Origin of the sequence: Desulfosporosinus fructosivorans, from assembly GCF_004766045.1 — a bacterium.
GTDB lineage: Bacteria > Bacillota > Desulfitobacteriia > Desulfitobacteriales > Desulfitobacteriaceae > Desulfosporosinus > Desulfosporosinus fructosivorans.
Window position 1 is genome coordinate 720,095 of sequence record NZ_SPQQ01000002.1, and the last position, 21,225, is coordinate 741,319.

Consider the following 21,225-nt stretch of genomic DNA (forward strand, 5'->3'; position numbering starts at 1 on the left):
GCTGACCCATACCAGCAGCCCCTCCTTATGATATCAATATTGTTTTAAGGACATTTTCTTTTTAAGTAACGTGCTGCATAACCCGCTTTGCTGCACCACGGTTAAACCGTTCAGTTTCAACCTTGATCTGGATAGTCAGTTCATTCCTGTCTATTGCAGATTTAATACCAGGTAAATTTTCCAGTACATTGTAGATGTCTTGCAAGGAAACAACGTTTGCGGTCTTTGCCAGATTAACCTCAATATCAATTAAGTCTTTTCTTCTCTCGCTAGTTACGCTCACTCGAAAGTCCAATACCCCCGCTAGAGGAAACAATGCCTCATCAAAATCTCCTTGCCGTAGAATGATACCGCTTTTTAAGCTTATCTCATCCGCCAGTCTGCCGATTACCAGGTCCATCGTCTTCAAAACGGTACCGCATTGGCAAGGTTGGGGGATAAACCGACTAATATCTCCGGTACGATAACGAATTAACGGCATTCCCTGCGCCGTAAGACTAGTGAAAATAATTTCTCCATACTCACCATCAGGGACTGATTGGCCAGTATTACTATCCACTATTTCAAAAAAAAGATCACTTTCCCGTAAATGATATCCACCCAAAGCTTCACATTGAACAGCACCGCCCAAACCCATTTCTGAGGCTCCATAATGATTAAATACCCGACAATTCCATGTTTCTTCCAGTACACTCACAATAGCCCCAGGAACATAATCTGTGGACAGAAGAATGCTTTTCAGTTGTGTAGAAAAGGTTTTTAGGCTATTCTGATATCTTGCTAAGATAAGAATTTGTACAGGAATGCCTACTAGTACATTCGCTTGTTCTTTCTCCATAACCATTAAAACCTTTTCGGGGTCGACCACAACACCATGCTTGATACCAGTAGCTCCCAATCTATCCAAAGCCTTCTGTAATAGGTCTCCCACACTTCCCGGCAATTCACTAGGAAGAAGAATTAGTACTCTGTCACCTGCGCATGCCAGATTAGCCATTCCGTGTTGAAAGTAATCAATAGTAGCTTCCTGATCCTCTGCAGTATAAAATATCCTTTTGGGTTCGCCTGTCGTTCCAGAAGTCGATATTGTCATAACGCGAGATATCTGTTGCTGGGAAACACAAGAAAAAGCGGTTGGATCCCGAAATAAGTCTTTTGAAGTAGTGAAAGGCAATCGCCCTATATCTTCAATACGAGAAATCCCCCCGGCCCCTACGTCCTTCAGGTGTTCTCTATAGAATCGGCTCTGTTCTCTGACCTTGGCAATCACTGCATTTAACTGCCTCACTTGATACCGCTCTAGTTGGGCAGTGGTCAACGATCCTCTAGCAACCCCAGAGATCTTCTGATGTATCCATGCTTCCAACGGACTCCTTTTGATCATACATGCCCCCTCTGTTTATAGATAGAATTACCCGTTATGTCGCTTAAATAATAGGCACAAAACGGGATTACTTTTCCTGCCGGACTTAGCACATGCAAACTGCATTCGCGCAGCCGTTCTAAATCAATTGTCCAACAATCCTGGAAGGCCATCCCGGTAACGCTGAATCCATGTGTTCTGACCCGATCAATGAAATTTTCCCATTCGCCCATTCCTTCTCCGGCAACCGTTTGGTGTTGTATCGTTTGTTTCGGTCTTATTTCCCAGCGTCTTGCCTCAAAATTACGGTTCTTTTGCATGGCAATACCGTTTGATTCTTGTTTGTTGCTGCAGCATGCTGTATTCTTTGGGGGCAAGGACTGTAATTTAGCATCAGGCATAACTACAAAATCGCCATGAAAGCCACAACGAGCATGGTCGCAGCCAGAAGGTGCAAATTGGTCAATTGTTAAAAGCCTGCCTGTTTGCTCTTGTATCTCCCGAATTACTTCAGGCAAGGTAATACGTTGGCAGTCGGTGGGAGTTTTGGGATATGCGCCGAAATAACTAACAGGTTGAAAATGTACCCCTCTAACTGTGAGACAAACCAAAACGTATTATATCTCCTATATTATTGGTATTGATCCCAGGTACAAGAGTTGGTACCCGTATAATGTCAGGTAAATCATCCCTCAACGTAGGCTCACCACCTGTAAGATGGATAAACGGGTGTCCCGAACGTGTTCATTACGTCTCCTTTTTTATACATATAGTGCTACTTTTATTTTTCTTCAAGCTCCTTCTCTACCTGTTTCATCTTACCTTTTACTAATTCCTCGGATATATATGCCTGCCCACAGCTTGGACATCGATGCAGATCGGCGACAAATTTATATCCCTGGTAGCTCACTTCTGATTTCCTAAGCTCTAAAGCGACATTGCATTTATAACAAACAACCAGTTTCTGATCTCCGTCCTGCATGGCTATAATCCTTTCTCCTCAATCTGCATTCTGTGACTATACACGTTGAAGACTTCATAAGCATTACCATTGGGCAGATACTCTGCCCAATAAGTAATAATCCCCAACTGCAAATGCGCAACAAAGTGATTGCTGGCAGTATCAATTATCTTATTACCAGTCTGCTCAGCATAATAAATGACTTCTTTAACCTCGTTAAGCAAGATAAGCTCTCTTTCCATTTTATCTTGGATTGAAGCTGAATAGATCAACTTTATTTTTTCATGCGTTTGCTGGGCTATTTCCACTGTTTCACCCCATATACTTTCTAAAAGGTGCGTCGTTAAACTGATCCGGTTGTTCCTGCGTTCGGAATAACCAGGTACTTGCTGGTTTGCTTCAGCTTCACTGGCTTCCCCAAATAGTAGATCCAGCAAGTGCCAGACAGGTTTTCCTTTTGCAGCAAAATCATTCCGACAGTTAATGCAGTAAGTTACGTAAGGAAGATGACTTGCGGAAATTCTTTGGTTTGTAATTTGATTGGCGAGATCAGGATTAACAGCTTGTATCAGCCCGCCATAACTACAGCATTGCGCATATTTCCCATGTAATGGCAATTCAGTAATGTTACAACCCAGCTCCTTTAGTATTGTCCGCACACTTCCTTGACTTTCAGGATCATACCTGCTTGAACAGGGATCATAAACTGCAATTGACAGACCTTTGGCACTATTGTCTTTACATGAGAACCCCACATGCGCTATTAACCCCCATAACGACCGCACAGGAACTCCAGGCAAGTATTCCTTAAACATTTTTATACATGTCGGACAAGACAAAATAACCTTGGGTCTACCCAAGCTATCCCAATGACCTTGAAATTGCTGTAATTGTTCCTTGTAAACCTCGGTTCTCCCTGACCATTGGGCTGGTGCGCCACAACAGCCAAGCATCAGTCCTACCCCGCCTGGAAGTAATCTCATAAGATACTTGTAAGCCTTTTCTACATTACCGGGAGAAGACGCGCTTAACTGGCATCCAGGAAAAAAGAGATAAGAGCTGGCTTGTGCACCTGGCTGCTGCCTAACCAAAAAACTTGGCTCACTGTTGGCAAACATCATATCCCGCAGGAAGAAATCATGAAAAGCAGCCGGCATATCTCCCTGATCTACCATAATCTTTCTGGCCTCTAAGCATGCTACACCCATATCAAATTTTGTTACACAAACCTCTTTGCAGAGCCCACAAACACTACAGGAGTTAACTAACCGGGAAGCAAAACGCGTGCCCATAGTAGGAATTACTGTTAAACTCTTACTAATATTCTTTACATAACTTTTAGGATATTCAGAATATGATTCAAGAAAGCAACATGTTTTTACGCATATTTTGCAATCACATTGAAGACATCGAGCCGCTTCTTCTCTTGCTCCTGCTTCGCTATAACCCTGAGCAGAGTCATTAAGAGGAACCATAAACTTTATTTCTTTATCGCTAATATCAGTATAAAGCCTAGTCTGATAGCTTCCTTCTTTTTCCCGTTCGCCGCTCAAAGAAAGATTTCTAAGATATCTGTCAATAGATTTACCTGCGCGTACCCCCTGAGATACAGAGTGAATTGGCGAATAATGCTGTTCCGAGCCCAGCATACTGCCACCCATAAAAGTTCCTTCTCTTGAAGTAGCCAAAGAAACCGGATCCACCGGATCCACGCCTTTTGATTTTCCTGCCGCCTGCGTAAGGGCAAAACCATTTCCATTTATACCTGTACCAACATATACCGCCTCAAAATCCAGTTCAGACAAACTGACAACAGAGGAATTCAGACAAACTCTAACTCCCGCACTTTCCAGCCCAGAAAGCTCCTCAGTAATGATTTCGGCTGGCAGCAGTAGCCGGTCAAAATTCCATAGCCTGCCACCAAGACGTTCGGCTTTTTCATACAGAGTCACGTCGTATCCCTTGCTCACTAATTCTACAGAACAACTCAAACCACTCAAACCGCCACCGATCACGGCGATTCGTTCACTCTTTTTCACCTTTCCCGACCAATTGCGCCGCTTTACGACTGTATAGTCAACACATGCCTTTTCTATAAGCCTGACTGCAAGGGGATCATCTAACGTTTTACGGATGCAGACTGCTCTACAAGGTTCATCACAAATGCGGCTGATAATCATGGGAAACTTGACTTGTTTAGCATAACTTTTGAATGCCTTCTCAAAACTACCTTTATTAACATAAGACATCAGCGCACGAACATTTACATGTACAGGACATTCGGCTGTACAATATGCCGTTTCTTCCTGAATGCACTGTGCTTCCATTTCTCCTATTTCGTAAGCATTCATGTCTTTTGGGTAGAAGCAATATACTTCAGCTTCATTTCCGCAAGTCTTTCGCGGAAATCCGGTCCTAAATCGTACTTAGCCTGCTCAGTGACTTTACCAGATTCGATAGCTTTTAGTCCTGCAATTACTTTTTCCGGGTAAGCCGGCAATTCATGAATCCTAACACCGCAAGCATTATAAATGGCATTTAATATTGCGGCGTGGGGCGAAGTAAGCGGTAATTCACCGCAACCGATAGATCCAAATGGTCCGGGGGCTCTATATGTTTCTAAATATTCAACATCCAGTTCGTCGGGGATATCTTCAATAGCCGGAATCCCTAATCCGATGATATTACTCTTTTTAAGATCTTGGTAATCTTCAGAAAGAGCCAATCCAACTCCTTGAGCCAAACCACCGTACATCTGTCCATCAACCGCCAGCTTATTGCCAATGACACCCACATCGGCATGCATGGTGGATTTTAGGACCTTCGTTTTGCCAGTCTTAGTATCAACCTCTACTTCCGCCATGAAGACCCCATACATGTATTCAAGATTAGGATCTCCTTGACCGGTAAAAGGATTTAGTGCCGACGTTAAACCAATGGTGGTATATGTGCCGGTATACCGGGTAGGGATACCCTCGGCGACCATCTCAGCATGAGTACGGTAAGTCCCGTCAGGTTTACGCATGGCGTTCATCAATTTATTAGCAGCATCAATCGTGGCATTACCATTCATAAAATGTGAGCGGCTGCCAGCTGCCGGACCCGCGGTTGGCGCCAGGGCAGTATCATTCATATTGAGAATAATCTGCTTCGGATCGAGTCCTAACGGCTTTAATGCTTCATGAGTTAAAACTAATGCGCCGACATCTGCTCCTTGCCCCTGATCCTCCCAGCCATTCCAGCTTGTCACACTACCATCTGCATTTAATTCAAGATCAATATTGCTAGTATCATTTTCACCACCGCATACATTGTAAACACCAACGGCAATCCCGACACCTCTGGGTTTTTCAGGAGTAGACTCCTGTTTTGTCCGTTCTAATGTTTGTTTATACTTTGGACGCAGCATATCCAACAACTGCGGCAAAGGATGTACTGAAAGCTCGGTGCCATTTGGAGTCGTCGAACCTGGGCGGTAAACATTAATGTAGCGAAATTCCAGAGGATCCATACCAATTTTTTCAGCTAACATATCCATTACTTGCTCTGAAGCCGCATACGCCTGAGGTGAACCAAAGGCCCGGAAAGCTGTCCCAAAAGAATGGTTGGTAAATACGACTTTTGTCAAGCCAAGAATGTTGGGAATATGATAGCCCGCACCCATATAGCGGCTGGTTTTAGTAGCCACAAGTTCGGCTTTTTCCGAATAGGCGCCATGGTCTAATACTGCGTCGAATTCCAGACCTATTAGCTTTCCGTCTTTATCTGCGGCCAGTTTTACATTGCTGTAACTTGGCGCACGTTTTCCGGTAAAATGCGTATGTTCGTCATATTGCAATTCTAAACATACTGGTTTCCCAGTAGCCATTGCCGCTACAATCATTAACGCAGCTGCTTGCGGGGTCAATGCAGAACCAAAGCTCGCTCCTGTTGGGTTTTCAACGACCCTTATCTTTTCCGGCGGAAGTCCGACACCAGCAGCTGCCCAAAAAATTACCGCCTGGAGTGCCAGAGTTTTACAATGTACTGTTACACGACCTTCTTCATCCATATACGCCATGCCGCATTCAGGTTCAAGGACACCATGGGGCTGACGCTGCGTGTAGAAACTTCCTTCTACTATATAAGGCGCAGACGCAAATATACTTTCTGTTTCTTCCCCTTTGATACAAGGTGCTTCTACATAGATGTTCGGCGTTCCTGGATGGATTTCAACCGCATCGTCGGCAAGTACATCCAATGCATCCATATATTCTGGCAGCAGCTCCAATTCCGCTTTGACTTTTTCCGCAGCAGCCAAGGCGTTCTTACGCGTGTCAGCGGCAACTATAGCCAAAGTATCGCCATACATATGCACTTTTACATCATTGAGAATAGGACGGTCCCAAGAATTGCATTTATTATACGGTCCAGTTACCGGACTGAAAATACGATTTTTGCCTTTAACATCCTTATGAGTGATAATTTTAAATACACCGGGCATCTTCTCTGCTTCTGAAGTATCAATTGATAAAATTTTAGCATGGGATACTTTAGGATGAACCAAGGCCAGTTGAAGCGCACCGGCAGGCATTTTCAGATTCATGTCAGCCCCAAAATCACTGGTGCCGGTTACTTTAGCAACTGCCGCTGGTCTAGGATAGTAAGTGTTATAAATCCTGCCACTCTCCGGAATTTTGAAGACAAGTTCATCTATTATCATTTCGCCACGCATCACTTGTGCAGCCGCCATTACTGCATCTACAAGCGGCTTATAACCTGTGCAGCGACAAATATTTCTATGTCTTTGAAACCATCTGCGAACTTCCTGGCGCGTAGGATTACTATTTGTATCTAATAGACCCTTGGTTGATACGATAAATCCGGGTGAGCAGAATCCGCATTGTACTCCGCCATATGCGATCCAGGCCATTTGAATCGGGTGCAAGTTAGTAGGAGTTCCGATTCCCTCTATCGTAATAATTTTAGAAAATTCTTTTATGGATTTCATTTTTCGAGTGCAAACCCTAGTTACCTTACCGTCCAGCAAAATCGAGCAAGCCCCGCACTGCCCAGCATCACAACCGACTTTTGTTCCTGTTAATCCCATTTGTCGCAAGACGTTCGCCAGATTATCATCTGGCTCGTACACTACCATTCGAACTGCCCCGTTGATGTTAAGAAACATTTTACTAATTGTCATAATAAGTATCCATTCCTTTCGCTGCGCTCAAGGCACAAAAATGAACATGACAATCTCCTAACCTAGCCCAAGAAAAGCAATCCCCGCCAACATACTGCCAGCAACATTCCAGAAGCGGCTTCGGCATCACCACGATTAGCTACAAAAAGCCTAATATTCTTACCTGTTTCAACGTCTTACACCTGGTTTTTCTACCCTGCTGTACTGCGCTTTCCCAATTTCATCGAGATTATTTCCTTCATGGTCTATAATCACAATCACTGGGAAATCCTTTACGACCAGGCGACGTACCGCTTCCGGTCCCAGTTTAGGATAAGCAATCACTTCGGCCGAAACAATTTGTTTGGCAATAAGGGCACCAGCTCCACCGATCGCTCCTAAATAGACGGTACCATGTTTCAATGAGGGTGTACTTGCGGGCCAGTGATAATCATCTGACTGGTCTTTTCTACCATAAAGGTAAAATCGTTGATAGCAGGTAAATATACAGCTCCGCCCGCACAGGGTCCCATGATCACCGAGATTTGACGAATGATCCCGGATGCCAAGGTCTTACCAAAGCTTTAGAATGGGCAATCCATTACAAGATCCTTTTGCTTGCTGCGCCAAACTCCATCGCTTCCTTTTACCATTAGATCACGGTAGGTGCCTGTAGTGACCAGTTTTACTGTATTATTTTCGGCAGTAGTAAGCGCCAGGAATGTAATAACTTCTGCCGAATTTTTCTCGAGTTTTATGAAAATGGGATTTGAAATGATGTGCCGTCTTTGATCAGTTTGGGTATTCCTGATATCGCCCATGATTTTTACAATCGCGTCCCGTCCGACCATCGGATCGTAAACTGTTCCGCTAGTAATTTTCATATTCAGAATTCCATCTTCAGTAAAACTGGCACCCATCATTTTTATATCATTCTCATCGTATCCCCAAGCATACTTGCTTAAGGTCTCCATTATTAGCCAACGGTCTTCACTCATTTCTCCACACCCTTTCTTTACTGCTTTTTTAACAGTCTTCGATAAGGCAACAGTCATTCTATATTACATACTTCTTTTTTACGTTAGATTGTTTATACCATAATATTGAGAGACTGCCCAAAACTTCACCGTAGTAGGTTCGCACGGGCATACTGACAGAAACAACTCCTTTGAGCCGTTCACCAAACCTACCAGCATAAACTTGTGTCCGAATCTTTGCGAGCTCCTCTATCAATTTGTTATGATCTTGTAATGGTACCATTAGTAATTGCGGCAAGCCCTGTCTTCTCAATAATTTATTATTTTCACCTTGCATCTCCCGTGCACACAAAAGAACTTTTAAAAACCCCAGCATACAACAGTGACCGCTACCCTATACCGACGAGTGCTTGTAGTTTTACCCATTCGCACCCCACTTGGTCTTCTCGCCTACCAAATACCTATTCTCTATTGCTCTGCCAACAAAGAAAAAGCCGCGGCTTAACTTCGTCTTGCGGATAGGATATGCCTTTCCTTGGATAATGGCGGCCCTGCCAGCGTCTTAATAATGTATTTGCACATCGCCTACGGAAACATAAGCCATGGTAGTTATTCTCTCTACAAAAGGTTTTCTACGATAGTCGAAATACCCTGCCCGCCGCCAATACACATGGTAGCCAAGCCGTATTTCTTCCCTGTACGCCGTAATTCATTAAGCAATTTGATCAAAATAATTGCCCCTGTGGCCCCTAGAGGATGTCCAAGGGCAATGGCCCCACCGTTAACATTGGTTTTTGCGAGGTCCAGGCCCAACTCTTTTACCACGGCCAGAGACTGGGCTGCAAAGGCCTCATTAAGCTCTATTAGGTCAATCTGCTCGAGGCTGAGACCAGCCATTTTCAAAGCAGCCTGCGAAGCAGGCACCGGCCCTATCCCCATTATCTGTGGCGGCACACCTTTCGCCCCCATGCCGATTACACGCGCGATAGGTTTCATTCCAAATTCCTTTGCCTTTTCGGGGGTAGCAATGATTAAAACGGCTGCCGCATCGTTTCGACCGCTGGAGTTCCCTGCTGTAACCGTTCCACCATCTTTGAACACCGGATTCAATTTGGCCAATTGGGCCATACTCGTTTCCCTCGGGTGTTCATCCGTGTCAAAAATGAGTGCACCTTTTTTCTGCCTTACTTCGTAAGGAACTATTTCATCTTTGAATACTCCTTCCCGAATGGCCCGAATAGCCCGCTCCTGGCTCAGGTAAGCAAAGTCATCCTGTTCCAAGCGGCTAATGTTGTACTTTTCCGCTAAGTTTTCCGCTGTAAGTCCCATTGTTAATCGTCCGTAACGGTCCTCAGGCTGACAGCGCGGCTGGCTCTCTGTATTGGGATCGAGAATCTCAGCATTACCCATCCGGTAGCCGTAACGCGCACTTCTCAAGTAGTAGGGAGCAGTACTCATACTCTCTGCTCCGCCGGCAATCACCACTTGGGAATAACCCGACCAGATAGCTTGAACAGCGTTATTGACTGCAGTTAGGGCGGAACCGCACTGCCGGTGTACAGTATAAGCTGGAACGACCTCAGGCATGTTGGCCCGCAGCAGCGCCAAGCGTGCCAGGTTGGGACTGTCGCTGCTTTGTTTTGTCTGGCCAAGAATGACTTCATCCACAGCTTGATCTGGAACTCCGCTGCGCTCAAGCACTTCCCGGATTACCCGTGCTGCAAGGAAATCAACCTCTACATCACGCAAACTACCCCCAACCCTACCGATGGCTGTACGTACACCGGCCAAAATTACTGCTTCTTGCATTAATTTTTCCTCCTTTGTCCTGGATCTGGAAAACACCGCCCAAAAATCCCGAAAGCCTTAACTTACAATTTACCTACCGTTAAAAACAGGCACCCTTTTTTCCAAGAATGCAGTCAGCCCTTCTGTACGGTCCTCTGTTGCAAATAAGATTGTCTGAGCAAGCCTCTCCATTATCAATCCCTGGTCAAGACTTGTATTGCTTCCCCAATCCAACACGGACTTGGCAACCCGTACCGCGAAAGGCCCTTTGGCGAGGATTTTTTTGGCCATTTCCTTTGCCGCTTGAACAGCCTCTCCTACCGGAACTACTTTGTTAACAAGCCCGATCTGGCGAGCCTCGGCAGCATCAATAATTTCGCCGGTAAGAATGAGTTCCTTAGCCTTGCCGATACCAACTAACCTTGTTAAACGTTGCGTACCGCCTGCTCCAGGCAAAATTCCCAAGTTTAACTCGGGCTGACCCAGCTTGGCATTCTCAGAGGCTACTCTGAGATCGCAAGCCATAGCCAGTTCGCAGCCGCCACCTAAAGCGAAACCGTTAATAGCAGCAATCGTTACCTTATCCACAGCTGCCAGCCGACTTAAAGTAGCCTGGTTTTCATTAAAGAAAGTCTCAATTAGAGTTCTTTCCTTCAATGCCGCTACATCGGCCCCAGCTGCAAATGCTTTGTCCCCAGTACCCGTAATGATGATTACCTTGACGTTATCATCCTTTTCCAATTGGTCTGTTGCCTGGGCAATTTCGGACCAGGTTTCCCGGTTCAAAGCATTTCTGACTTCTGGACGATTGATGGAAACGACACATATTTCACCATCAAATTCTAACAGTAGGTTCTTATAACCCATGTGCCAACCTCCTTATTTATCGGTATAATCGTAAACGCCCTTGCCAACCTTACGTCCCAATCTGCCTGCTTTTACGTATTTTACCAGAAGAGGAGCCGGTTTGTATTTCTCCCCTAAAGTTTCGTGCAAATACTGTTGGTTTCTTAACCTTACGTCCAGACCAACTAAATCTACGAGTTCAAATGGACCCATAGGGTGGTTCAACCCAAATTTGAGGGCCTTGTCGATGTCCTCGGGCGTTCCTACACCCTCTTGCAGCATCACGAAGGCCTCGTTCCCAATCAAGCAATTGATGCGGGATGTAACAAAGCCCGGAAACTCGTTGATTTTTACCGTTTCCTTGCCAATTTTTTTACAAAAGGCTGCTGAGACATCATAAGTCTCCTCCGAGGTTTCCAATGCATTGATGATCTCGACCAACTTCATCATGTGTACAGGATTAAAGAAGTGAAGCCCAATCACTTTATTAGGCCGATTGGTTGCCGAAGCAATCTCGGTGATACTCATAGTGGAGGTATTGCTGGCCAAAATCGCATCTGGCAGACAGTACCGATCCAACTTAGAGAATATCTCAAGCTTAAGTTCCATAATTTCAGGAACCGCCTCAATTACCAAATCTACGTCCTTGACTGCTTCCTCTAAATCGGTAATACAGCTGATCCGAGCCAATGCGGCATCTTTAGCTTCGGATGTTACTTTCCCCCGCTCCACGCCTTTCTGCAAGTTGGCACCTAGGATATTTACGGATTTTTCCAGAAGTTCAGAGCTTACATCCTGCATGTTGACTTCAAACCCACTCAGGGCACACACATGAACTATCCCCCGTCCCATGGTACCTGCACCAATTACGGCAACTTTTTGAATACCCAAGGTTATTTCCTCTCCTTTTTTTAAGAGTATTAAACTAACTCGTATTCCTTCAACAACTGAGCAGCAACAATGTTTTTCTGGATTTCCGACGTGCCTTCGTAAATCCTGGTAATTCTCGCATCACGATAGTAGCGTTCGATTGGAAAATCCTTCATGTATCCCATTCCGGCGAAAATCTGTAAAGCTTTATCTGCAACCCTGCAATAAGCTTCCGAAGCAAAATATTTAACCGCCGAGGCGTCTTTGATTACTTTCATTCCTTGATCCACCATCCAGGCAACGCGGTAGGTAAAGGCCCTGGTTGCTTGAATGTCAGTTTCCATGTCTGCCAGCATATGCTGAACAGCTTGAAAAGAGGAAATGGGTTTATTGAACTGGACCCTTTGCTGAGCGTACTGGACAGAAAGCTCGAGCAATTTTTGCATCGAACCAAGGTTCCGGGCTGCCAGACCCGCTCGTCCGTTTGCCAAGATCTTTAATGCATTTACATAGCCCTGGCCCTCCTGTCCCAAGACATTTTCAGCAGGGACCTCACAATCTTCAAATATTACTTCTGCGGTATGGGAACCGCGTAATCCCATTTTTCTTTCTACAGTACCAATCGAGAACCCTGGAAAGTCCTTCTCGACTATGAAAGAGGTAATCCCTTTGCCGCCCTTTGACTTGTCCGTTACTGCCATTACCGTAAAAACACTGGCTTCAGTGGCATTAGTGATGAAGTGTTTGGTACCGTTAATTATATATTTGTCTCCCTTGCGGACCGCAACGGTTTTTAGATTTGATGCATCGGAGCCGGCGCCCGGTTCGGTCAAGGCAAAAGCTCCGAAGCGGTTTCCCGCTGCCAAATCCGGAAGGTATTTCTTCTTTTGTTGATCATTGCCCAATTCAACGATTCCCACTGTACCTATTCCATTGTGGGCCCCGATAAAAGTCGTAAACCCATTGGCAGTCCGGCCTAACTGCTCGAAAATAAGGCACTTGCCCAACATGTCTAACCCGGTTCCCCCATACTCTTCGGGAATGCTTAAACCAAACAAACCCATTTCCTTGGCTGTCTCGATTATCTCTTCGGGAATTTTATCTTCTTCATCGATGGCTTGCCCCTGGAGGTCTACTTCGTTGTCGACGAAATCTTTGATGGTTTTAACAATTAACTTAAGATCGTCATCAATATTAAAGTCCATGTGTGTATTCTCTCCTTCCTGGATATCAGGCTAAATAACACCTTTATCCTTAAGAACAGTTATATCTTCCGGGGAATATCCCAGGCGGCTAAGCACTTCAATGTTGTTTTGACCCAAAGTCGGCGGGGCCATTCTTACCGACCCTGGAGTTTCAGATAATTTAACCGGAATTCCAAGCAGTTTTAGGTTGCCGATGGTCGGGTGCTCGACTTCTTGAATCATTCCCCTATGTATAACCTGCGGATCAGCCAAAACTTCAGCAATGTTGTTAATTGCTCCTCCCGGAACGCCGGCCTCTTTGAGTTTCTCTGTGATTTCCTCGGTTGTTTTGCTCCGGGTAAATTCAGTCATCAATTCAATGAACTCGGTTCTGTACTTTACCCTATTGGCATTAACTGCAAACTTGGGATGGTCTTTCAAATCATCCAGACCCAAAGCATCACACATTTTGCGCCACAACCACTCATTGGGAACAGCTATTATGACGTAACTGTCTTTTGTTTCAAACACTTGATAGGGAACGAGGTTGGGGTGTCCGGAACCCAAGCGCCCGGGAATCTTACCGGTAGCCATAACACCCTGGGCCAGGTAGGTTTGCAAAGAAACAATGGATTCTAAAAGAGATGCCTCTACAACCTGCCCTCTGCCGATTTTTTCTCTGGACCAAAGTGCAAGTAGGGTTCCAATGCATGCATACATGCCTGTGGTAAGATCGACTATAGAAAAGCCGACTTTTACCGGAGGCCGGTCCGCTTCCCCTGTAACACTCATAAGGCCACCAAAAGCCTGCATTACCAGGTCATAGGCCGGTTCATCTTTCATAGGACCGGTCCTGCCAAATCCACTAACCGCACAATAAACTAACCGGGGGTTAATCTCTTTAAGCACATCGTATCCTAAGCCCATTTTTTCCATGGTGCCGGTACGGAAGTTCTCTATTAGCACATCTGCGTCTTTAACCAGTTCTTTTACTATTTTCTTACCCTCTTCGGTTTTGAGGTTTAAAGTCATGCCTTGTTTGTTTTTGTTAAGACTTAAGTAGTAACAACTTTCCCCAGCCATTGCCGGTGGTGTATAGCCCCGAGTCTCATCCCCTATCCCTGGTTGCTCTACCTTTAGTACGTCTGCCCCCATATCTGCCAAGAGCATACTGCAATACGGACCTGCTAATGTTCTAGCTAACTCTAATACCTTAATTCCCGCTAACGGACCTTCCATACCCTTTCCTCCTTTCAAGTACTTAGAGACAGCTATATCTAAGTCAACTCACCTGAGTAACCTTGTACCACAGTTGGTACACTATGGACAAAAAGTATTCCTGAACGCAGGCGGGATATTAATTCAACACCCCATATGCCGAGGGTTATTCTTTGATGATCACGCTTCAGGTTAGAATAATAATTAAACTTATGACCAGAGTAGTATTTTAATGGTAACATTCCTTGTTAAAAGTCAAGGGGAGGACCTAGTAGGTATAATTATCCCTGCAGGGTCCTCCCTCCCAGCCCTGTTCTTACAGTTTTCTGACTAAAAGCTCGCCTTCCATAAGGGCTTGTTATGCTTTTTCAATTTCAGCTTACCAGCGCGGTTTCCAAAAACCAGTAGCCGGGAAAAATATTTTATCATCAATTTTTACATCCAGCACAAAAGGCGCCTTAGCTGCTAGCGCCTGTTGTAAGGCGGGTTGAATTTCTTCCGGCTTATTTACGTGTAAACCAGCTACGCCAAAACTATCGGCAAGTTTGACAAAATCCGGGTTGTTAATTTGAGTAAAGCTATAGCGTGACTCATAGCAGAAATCCTGAATTTGTCTATTGCAGTTCAACCACCCATCATTAAACACAACCACAATTACCGGAATATCCTCTTTGACAGCGGTACCAAGCTCATGGAACGCGAAATGGAACCCACCGTCCCCGATGATAGAGACAACTGTCTTATCTGGCGCCGCAAGCTTGGCCCCCATGGCGGCAGGAAAGGACCATCCTAAATGTCCGTACCCCCCGCCCATATGGAAAGTGTTTGGCAAGTGGGTATCGAATACGTGAACCCCCCAACATTCGTTATTACCAACGTCTACAAACATCAAGGAATCATCCGTCAATCCATTGCGTAGTTCGCGTACTAGGCGATAAGGGTTAATTAGAGGGCTATTGTTTTGACATTTCTCATCAAGTTCTTTCAGCCATTGTTGCTTTAACTCGCTGCAACGCTGCAACCAAGCTGTACCCGCAAACTTATCCTTGGCGTTTTCAGCCTTTACGCCTTCAATAATTTGCCCTAAGACTAATTTCGCATCTCCGACAATTCCTATTTCAGCCGGATATGCCCTACCGATCTCAGCTGGATCAATATCAATATGAATAAGTTTCCAATCCGCTTTAAGCGTATACATCTGAGCATAGCCAAACTCGGCAAATCTGAACCCAATAGTCACTAATACATCAGCTTCATCACAGACTTCCTGAGCACATTTCCATCCAACTACACCGACATTGCCAACCGAAAGTTCATGTCTGGATGAAAATGCACCTTTACCCATACCGGACACTGCCACCGGGATTTGCAAATACTCTGCCAATTGCTTTAACTCAGCGCATGCATCCGAGATAATAACGCCACCTCCGGCTAGCAAAGCAGGTCTTTTTGCATTTATTAACATGTTTACTGCTCTTTGTACCTGATCAGGATCGCCAGCTATCCTTCCTACAGGTTCATAAAAGCTCCCGGCATTAGGAATTACTACCTCATGCGAATCAACGGCTAAATTATAAGGGATTTCCACCACAGTAGGACCAGGACGTCCGGTAGTAGAAAGTTTGAACGCCTTTTGAATTGCCTCGGGAATCCGTGTTCCATCGTCGACCCGGACCGATGACTTGGCAAAGGGCTTACACAAATCTGCAACAGGGGTATCTTGCAGCGCTCCCTTGTCACGGTGGTTTTGATGAACTGATCCGATAATCATAGGATTAGGTATTGAATCACCCATGGTTCCCGCAAGTCCCCCTAGTATCTGAGGTGTTCCAGGACCATGAAAAATACCAACAGCTTTAGGTGCACGTTTTATCCTATTGTAACCGTCAATCATAAAGGAACCGGTTAACTCTGTCCGGCAAAGAATAGACCGGATACTAGTAGACTCCAACAAGGCATCCGCAATTTCATGATCAGTGTGCCCAATATAACCTATTGCAAGTTCAGTTCCAGCAGCCTCCAGAGTTTTTACAACTGCTTGGCCACCCGTCATTTTTTCACTCATAAACAACCGACATCTCCTTTTTCATAATAAATAATTAGTTTCTTATACTGGTATCATCAATTAACTCACCTTAACTAATTTCCCATCGGCTAAAAAATCACTTTCCTCCCAATCAACAATTGTGGTTATATAAGCCCCTTAATGCCCACCTCCTTTTTGGGGGTTAAGTTTTAACATGTATTAATAACGTCCTATATGGTATATAGCAATAGCAAGTTTCATGCCAATTTGCCTATAGCCTGTTTCCAAGGCCTTACTTCTAATCATGGCCATTCTAATCAGAGGACACATGGTCCAATATGGAACAATGCATATTTTCACTCGCAACTCAACAGGGCTTTTCGACCACTTACCTGGAAATACCGCATTTTAAGTCAATAACACCACTCCGTGTTCTGATATGGAGCGTGTTCCATGTTGGAGCACGCTCCAACACTGTTCTACTAACCACTAATTACTTGGTGATGCAGCCCATTTTAGTTACGATAAGGTCAATAACCGTGTTTCCATAGGGGCCTTTACCATTCTGTTCTTTAATGTGGTATGACCAAGCTTAAAGGGCTCCAACAGTTTCCTGTTGTTTTTTGTCATAAAGATGTTCCCCTATCTTATAAATTTGAGTTCTTCCCCACGAGTCCATTCCTTTTGATAACATTCGGAAAATTCAGGGCGACTTCCCTTTATTTCCGCTCCGATTAAAGTATTACTACTCCTGAAAAAGCTCAACTTGTTCACCATCTGGACCGAGTATAAAAGCTACTCTTGCCAATTTGACATCACCATTGTAAGCCACGAGTCTTACGTCCAAAGGCTCTACTAATATAGTAGTACCGGCTTTTCGAGCACGTTCAACTACAGCATCGACCTTGTTTGACCTTAGGGCTAAATGAAAATATGTGCCGGCACGGTACTGGTCAAACTCCACCGAATCCTGTTTTCCTCCGGTAAAAATTTCAATACAGTTTCCATCACCCGTATCAAGGAAGCATATGTGATCTACAATATCGGGTTCCCAGGGATGCGGACAATCTATCAAAATTTTCAACCCTAACACCTCTGTGTAAAACTTTATGCTGGTCTCAAAATTCATTACACGAAGCCCGACATGATGAATACCGCCCCCACCTAGTGCTTCATTCAGTCCTGCCATATTAATGAACCTCCTTCACCTTAAAATTTTCAATCAATTGCCATAAAAATCTCAACCAGGCTCCGTCCAATATGTGGGAAGGAGGGTCCTATTTCGGGATACCTGTTCGGGGTCGAACACCAAAAGAGGAATATCTTACCATGGTGTCACAATAATCTTAATGTTTTGCTCCTTGTTGTTTACCAGCTCTTCAAATCCTTTGTTCACAATGTCGTCAATTTTAATTTTACCGGTAATTAAAGGTTCCGCCTGAAGTCTACCGTCGCCTAACAAGTCAATAACTGGAGCAAACTCCCCATTGTAGCACAAACAACCAGTAATCTTCTTTTCGGTTGCAACAACACCGAAGAAGTTCATACTGCTTTCCCTTTCAGGTATTCCTACCAAGACCACCTTTCCGGCCGATCTAGCTAAATCGATAGCTAAAGGAACGGTCTTTTCATGCCCGATACATTCTAGCGATACATCTGCACCCAGACCACCAGTTGCTTCCCGTACCTTCTGAACCACATCCACTTCAGTTGGATCAAATACTGCGGTAGCGCCGAGTTTTAGTGCATACTCTTTTCTGGCGCGGGCCACCTCAATTACAAAGATTTTGCTGGCACCGGCAGCCCGAGCAGCCTGAAGCGTTGAAAGTCCAATAGTACCTGCACCCAAAATTACAACGCTTTCTCCAGCAAGTAACGGAGCCTGGCGAACCGCATGAAATCCTACTGCAAGAGGCTCAATCAATGCTCCAGCCTCGTAAGAAATATTGTCAGAAAGCTTGTACAAAGTGTTGACTGGAACATTAACATATTCCGCGAATGCCCCATTCGCGTTTAAACCGGTAAAGGCTACCTGTTGACACAGCTGAGTCATGTTACGCTGGCAAAAATAACACTTCCCACAGTGCTGACAGGCATCGGCAGTAACCCTGTCTCCAACTTTTAAACTGTCAACACCTGGTCCAACCTCTACAATGTCTCCGGCGAATTCGTGTCCTAAAATGACTGGAGCTTTGTGTCCGGTCAAAGGATGGGGTTCAGTGTTTATAAATATGGGTCCTGCCAGATATTCATGCAGGTCAGTGCCACATATTCCGCACCATTGAACTTTAATCTTTACCTCACCGGCTCTAGGAGCTGAAGGCTCCGGCACATCCATTACCCTAACGTCTTTTCTACCGAACCACACAGCAGCTTTCATATATTGACATCTCCATTCCTTTTAATAATAAATAGAAATTAAGGGAAACTTCCCTTCACGCCTGCTCTGATTAAGGTATTCCCACCTTAGTTCTTAATTTTATTAGGACATGACGATTCCGCCACAAATATTGATGGACTGACCAGTCATATAGTCAGCATCACTTGATGCAAGGTAGGATACCAGACACGCCACATCTTCAGGAGTTTCGATCTTACCTCCAAGTACTATCAGATCGTTGCAGAACTTTTTCACAGTCTCACCCTTAGGTAAGCCTAGATACTTACCCATTTCCACATCGACTAACTCCCACATGTCCGTTCCTACGATGCCCGGACAATAAGCATTAACCGTTATTCCGAAAGACCCCAGTTCTTTGGCCAGAGCCTGAGTGAAACCAACTACGGCATATTTCGATGCAGTATAATGCGCTAGCAAGCCAAAGCCAATATGTCCGGCTATACTAGCACAGTTGATTATCTTCCCACTCATTTGCTTAATCATTTGCTTGGCAGCCGCTTGAGCGCAAAGAAACATTCCTTTGGTATTAACTGTCATAACTCTATCCCAATCTTCCTCAGCCATCTCAACAACAGCTTTGACATGAGCTATCCCTGCATTATTGATCATAACATCGAGTTTCCCAAATTCTGCTGCAACCTTATCAAACATAGCATTCACTTGAGAACTGTTAGTGACATCAGCCACAACCGCAAAAGACTTCCGCCCTAAAGCTTGGATTTCTTTCGCCACTTTATTTGCGTTTTCCATATTAACATCATTTATGACTACATCGGCACCATCTGCGGCTAACCGCAATGCGATTCCCCTGCCAATTCCACGACCCGCTCCAGTTATCAATACTACTTTACCTTGTAACTTCATTTAAATCTCTCCTTTTTTAACCATATTATTTTGTTACTACTCAGCATTGAAATTTATATAATGCTGACCAACAAGACCACCACTTGCTATAATAAGATTAAAACTTTGTAGGAGTGGTGATCGTGTGACGAGGGAAGCATTATGAAATCATACAACGAAGGCATAAATTTAGTGATTGAACGCTAATAACGACCAGTAAGTCTCAAATCCCGGGATTTACCAAGTGGGATGAGTATACGAGGAATTATCGGTGCTTTCAGCACCGGAATCATTAATGATCTTTATATAATTAAAGGACAATCAGCATAGCAGAAAAATTTTCCTGCGCATCAGATCTTTTTATGCTTCATGGTCAATAAGAATTTTAATTACATTTTTTCCTGCCTTAGCCACTCCAAAGGCTTCGTTGATTTTGTCCAGCGGGAAATGATGTGTGACGATCTGATCAATCGGAGTGCTCTCAGCTTCCAAAACAGATATAACCTCTCTAATATCCGGATTCTGATAAGCGAATGAACCTATAACATTCATTTCACTTGCAAGAAGCTGAAATGGATTGATTTCAACATTGTTATGGTAGAGCGCGATAATTACTAACCGTGCCGACTGCTTGGCCATTCCTAATACGCTAGGTATAATGCTATTAACTCCCGCAGTATCGAAATAAAGATCGATATTTGCCGCTGGCGCATTTGCTGCATTAATCAGGCTACCGTATAACCCTTGCAGGAATGTCAATAAATCGCCCTTTGCAGAATTAAAAGGAACCGCACCCATTTTTTTGACTTTTTCCAAACGCCAATCGTCAATATCTACAACGACGATATCTTTTACCCCTTTACCTATGCAAGCGCACATGGTAGACAGCCCTATCGTTCCGGCGCCGAATATCACAACTTTATCGCCGGGCTTCGCGCTACCTGCATTTGCGGCGTGCATGCCTACCGAAAAAGGCTCAATAAGTGCCGCAGTGTCAAACGACACATTTTCAGGAAGCGGAAAGATATTGTAATCGATCTGTGCATCTTGCACTTGCACATATTGCGAAAACGCTCCGCATTCATCGCAGATTTCAAAAAGAGACAAGCCGCAATCCAGGCGTTTTGAAAGGATTGGATTCAAAAAGACCCGCATGCCTTCTTTAACGTTTGATGGTACTTCTTCGCCGACTTTATATACAATGCTTGCCATTTCATGTCCAAACTGGTTTTCGGGGAAAATGCCAGCTTCTTCACCACCATGAAAAAATGCCCCAATATCAGTGCCGCAAATTCCGGCTCTTACTGTTTTTAGAATTACATCTTTTGGACCATATTCCGGCATTGGAATATCTTCTACGGTCACATTTTCAATACCATGATAAATAGCAGCTTTCATTTTTGATCCTCCTTTATAGTTGTACTCTGCGTGGTTCAGACCAATGGAACTTGAATTACAAACGCCGCTCATCCATTGAGCGTTCGAACAAGCGTGAACAAACAACTACAAGTTGGAAGCAGGACAACATCGTTCCGCTAAAATGGGGTATGTCTACCTTACTTTTGAACAGTTAAGTAAGAGTCAACG

At 44.5% G+C, this 21,225-nt stretch carries 17 protein-coding genes and 2 pseudogenes; all 19 read right to left on the reverse strand.

Features of this window, described 5'->3' with window-relative positions:
• Positions 1-61: 61 nt before the first annotated feature.
• Positions 62-1,384, reverse strand: a complete 1,323-nt coding sequence (locus E4K67_RS07570; RefSeq protein ID WP_135545783.1) for a DVU_1553 family AMP-dependent CoA ligase — start codon at positions 1,382-1,384, stop codon at positions 62-64.
• Positions 1,381-1,974 carry a hypothetical protein gene (locus E4K67_RS07575; RefSeq protein WP_135545784.1) on the reverse strand — a complete coding sequence of 198 codons (594 nt, stop codon included), beginning with the start codon at positions 1,972-1,974 and terminating at the stop codon, positions 1,381-1,383. Before E4K67_RS07575 ends, E4K67_RS07570 begins: the two co-directional genes overlap by 4 nt.
• A 170-nt stretch (positions 1,975-2,144) precedes the next feature.
• A complete protein-coding gene (locus E4K67_RS07580) occupies positions 2,145-2,345 on the reverse strand; it encodes a DVU_1557 family redox protein (protein WP_135545785.1) in 201 nt (66 codons plus the stop codon).
• A gap of 2 nt (positions 2,346-2,347) precedes the next feature.
• The gene (locus tag E4K67_RS07585; RefSeq protein WP_206752181.1) at positions 2,348-4,651 is read right to left on the reverse strand and encodes a pyridine nucleotide-disulfide oxidoreductase/dicluster-binding protein; all 2,304 of its coding nucleotides are present in this window, start codon (positions 4,649-4,651) and stop codon (positions 2,348-2,350) included.
• Positions 4,652-4,671: 20 nt separating this feature from the next.
• Positions 4,672-7,506, reverse strand: coding sequence for a molybdopterin-dependent aldehyde oxidoreductase (locus E4K67_RS07590; protein WP_135545787.1), 2,835 nt, complete (start codon positions 7,504-7,506; stop codon positions 4,672-4,674).
• A 168-nt stretch (positions 7,507-7,674) separates the two neighbouring features.
• Positions 7,675-7,905 (reverse strand): annotated as a pseudogene (locus E4K67_RS07600) (fumarate hydratase C-terminal domain-containing protein); the annotation flags it as partial.
• An 11-nt stretch (positions 7,906-7,916) separates the two neighbouring features.
• Positions 7,917-8,066 (reverse strand): annotated as a pseudogene (locus tag E4K67_RS07605) (carboxyl transferase domain-containing protein); the annotation flags it as partial.
• A 3-nt stretch (positions 8,067-8,069) separates the two neighbouring features.
• The gene (locus E4K67_RS07610; RefSeq protein ID WP_135545788.1) at positions 8,070-8,483 is read right to left on the reverse strand and encodes a nuclear transport factor 2 family protein; all 414 of its coding nucleotides are present in this window, start codon (positions 8,481-8,483) and stop codon (positions 8,070-8,072) included.
• Between the two features lie 58 nt (positions 8,484-8,541).
• Complete coding sequence (locus E4K67_RS31475) at positions 8,542-8,838, reverse strand: IclR family transcriptional regulator domain-containing protein (RefSeq protein ID WP_135545789.1); 297 nt, start codon at positions 8,836-8,838, stop codon at positions 8,542-8,544.
• A gap of 242 nt (positions 8,839-9,080) precedes the next feature.
• A complete protein-coding gene (locus E4K67_RS07620; RefSeq protein WP_135545790.1) occupies positions 9,081-10,271 on the reverse strand; it encodes a thiolase family protein in 1,191 nt (396 codons plus the stop codon).
• Positions 10,272-10,340: 69 nt separating this feature from the next.
• Complete coding sequence (locus tag E4K67_RS07625; protein WP_135545791.1) at positions 10,341-11,117, reverse strand: enoyl-CoA hydratase/isomerase family protein; 777 nt, start codon at positions 11,115-11,117, stop codon at positions 10,341-10,343.
• Positions 11,118-11,129: 12 nt separating this feature from the next.
• A complete protein-coding gene (locus tag E4K67_RS07630) occupies positions 11,130-11,981 on the reverse strand; it encodes a 3-hydroxyacyl-CoA dehydrogenase (protein WP_199242495.1) in 852 nt (283 codons plus the stop codon).
• Between the two features lie 35 nt (positions 11,982-12,016).
• Positions 12,017-13,171 (reverse strand): acyl-CoA dehydrogenase family protein, encoded by a 1,155-nt coding sequence (locus E4K67_RS07635; RefSeq protein ID WP_135545793.1) that lies wholly within the window; start codon positions 13,169-13,171, stop codon positions 12,017-12,019.
• Between the two features lie 30 nt (positions 13,172-13,201).
• Entirely contained in the window at positions 13,202-14,389 is a 1,188-nt protein-coding gene (locus E4K67_RS07640; protein ID WP_135545794.1) for a CaiB/BaiF CoA transferase family protein, read from the reverse strand.
• Positions 14,390-14,747: 358 nt separating this feature from the next.
• Positions 14,748-16,433 carry a thiamine pyrophosphate-binding protein gene (locus tag E4K67_RS07645; RefSeq protein ID WP_135545795.1) on the reverse strand — a complete coding sequence of 562 codons (1,686 nt, stop codon included), beginning with the start codon at positions 16,431-16,433 and terminating at the stop codon, positions 14,748-14,750.
• A gap of 706 nt (positions 16,434-17,139) precedes the next feature.
• Positions 17,140-17,583 carry a VOC family protein gene (locus E4K67_RS07655; RefSeq protein ID WP_135545797.1) on the reverse strand — a complete coding sequence of 148 codons (444 nt, stop codon included), beginning with the start codon at positions 17,581-17,583 and terminating at the stop codon, positions 17,140-17,142.
• A 135-nt stretch (positions 17,584-17,718) separates the two neighbouring features.
• On the reverse strand, positions 17,719-18,774 hold the full coding sequence (locus tag E4K67_RS07660; RefSeq protein WP_135545798.1) for a 2,3-butanediol dehydrogenase: 1,056 nt from the start codon (positions 18,772-18,774) through the stop codon (positions 17,719-17,721).
• A gap of 102 nt (positions 18,775-18,876) precedes the next feature.
• Positions 18,877-19,659: a glucose 1-dehydrogenase gene (locus E4K67_RS07665; protein ID WP_135545799.1), complete on the reverse strand. Its 783-nt coding sequence runs from the start codon at positions 19,657-19,659 to the stop codon at positions 18,877-18,879.
• A gap of 339 nt (positions 19,660-19,998) precedes the next feature.
• Complete coding sequence (locus E4K67_RS07670; protein WP_158408432.1) at positions 19,999-21,036, reverse strand: zinc-dependent alcohol dehydrogenase; 1,038 nt, start codon at positions 21,034-21,036, stop codon at positions 19,999-20,001.
• Positions 21,037-21,225: the final 189 nt, after the last annotated feature.

Excerpts from the sequence above, each read along its gene's own strand:
- E4K67_RS07635 (WP_135545793.1), bottom strand. The coding sequence starts at position 13,171 with ATGGACTTTAATATTGATGACGATCTTAAGTTAATTGTTAAAACCATC.
- E4K67_RS07625 (WP_135545791.1), bottom strand. The coding sequence starts at position 11,117 with ATGGGTTATAAGAACCTACTGTTAGAATTTGATGGTGAAATATGTGTC.
- E4K67_RS07645 (WP_135545795.1), bottom strand. The coding sequence starts at position 16,433 with ATGAGTGAAAAAATGACGGGTGGCCAAGCAGTTGTAAAAACTCTGGAG.
- E4K67_RS07570 (WP_135545783.1), bottom strand. The coding sequence starts at position 1,384 with ATGATCAAAAGGAGTCCGTTGGAAGCATGGATACATCAGAAGATCTCT.
- E4K67_RS07665 (WP_135545799.1), bottom strand. The coding sequence starts at position 19,659 with ATGAAGTTACAAGGTAAAGTAGTATTGATAACTGGAGCGGGTCGTGGA.
- E4K67_RS07640 (WP_135545794.1), bottom strand. The coding sequence starts at position 14,389 with ATGGAAGGTCCGTTAGCGGGAATTAAGGTATTAGAGTTAGCTAGAACA.
- E4K67_RS07670 (WP_158408432.1), bottom strand. The coding sequence starts at position 21,036 with ATGAAAGCTGCTATTTATCATGGTATTGAAAATGTGACCGTAGAAGAT.
- E4K67_RS07610 (WP_135545788.1), bottom strand. The coding sequence starts at position 8,483 with ATGAGTGAAGACCGTTGGCTAATAATGGAGACCTTAAGCAAGTATGCT.
- E4K67_RS31475 (WP_135545789.1), bottom strand. The coding sequence starts at position 8,838 with ATGCTGGGGTTTTTAAAAGTTCTTTTGTGTGCACGGGAGATGCAAGGT.
- E4K67_RS07655 (WP_135545797.1), bottom strand. The coding sequence starts at position 17,583 with ATGGCAGGACTGAATGAAGCACTAGGTGGGGGCGGTATTCATCATGTC.
- E4K67_RS07660 (WP_135545798.1), bottom strand. The coding sequence starts at position 18,774 with ATGAAAGCTGCTGTGTGGTTCGGTAGAAAAGACGTTAGGGTAATGGAT.
- E4K67_RS07590 (WP_135545787.1), bottom strand. The coding sequence starts at position 7,506 with ATGACAATTAGTAAAATGTTTCTTAACATCAACGGGGCAGTTCGAATG.
- E4K67_RS07620 (WP_135545790.1), bottom strand. The coding sequence starts at position 10,271 with ATGCAAGAAGCAGTAATTTTGGCCGGTGTACGTACAGCCATCGGTAGG.
- E4K67_RS07580 (WP_135545785.1), bottom strand. The coding sequence starts at position 2,345 with ATGCAGGACGGAGATCAGAAACTGGTTGTTTGTTATAAATGCAATGTC.
- E4K67_RS07585 (WP_206752181.1), bottom strand. The coding sequence starts at position 4,651 with ATGGAAGCACAGTGCATTCAGGAAGAAACGGCATATTGTACAGCCGAA.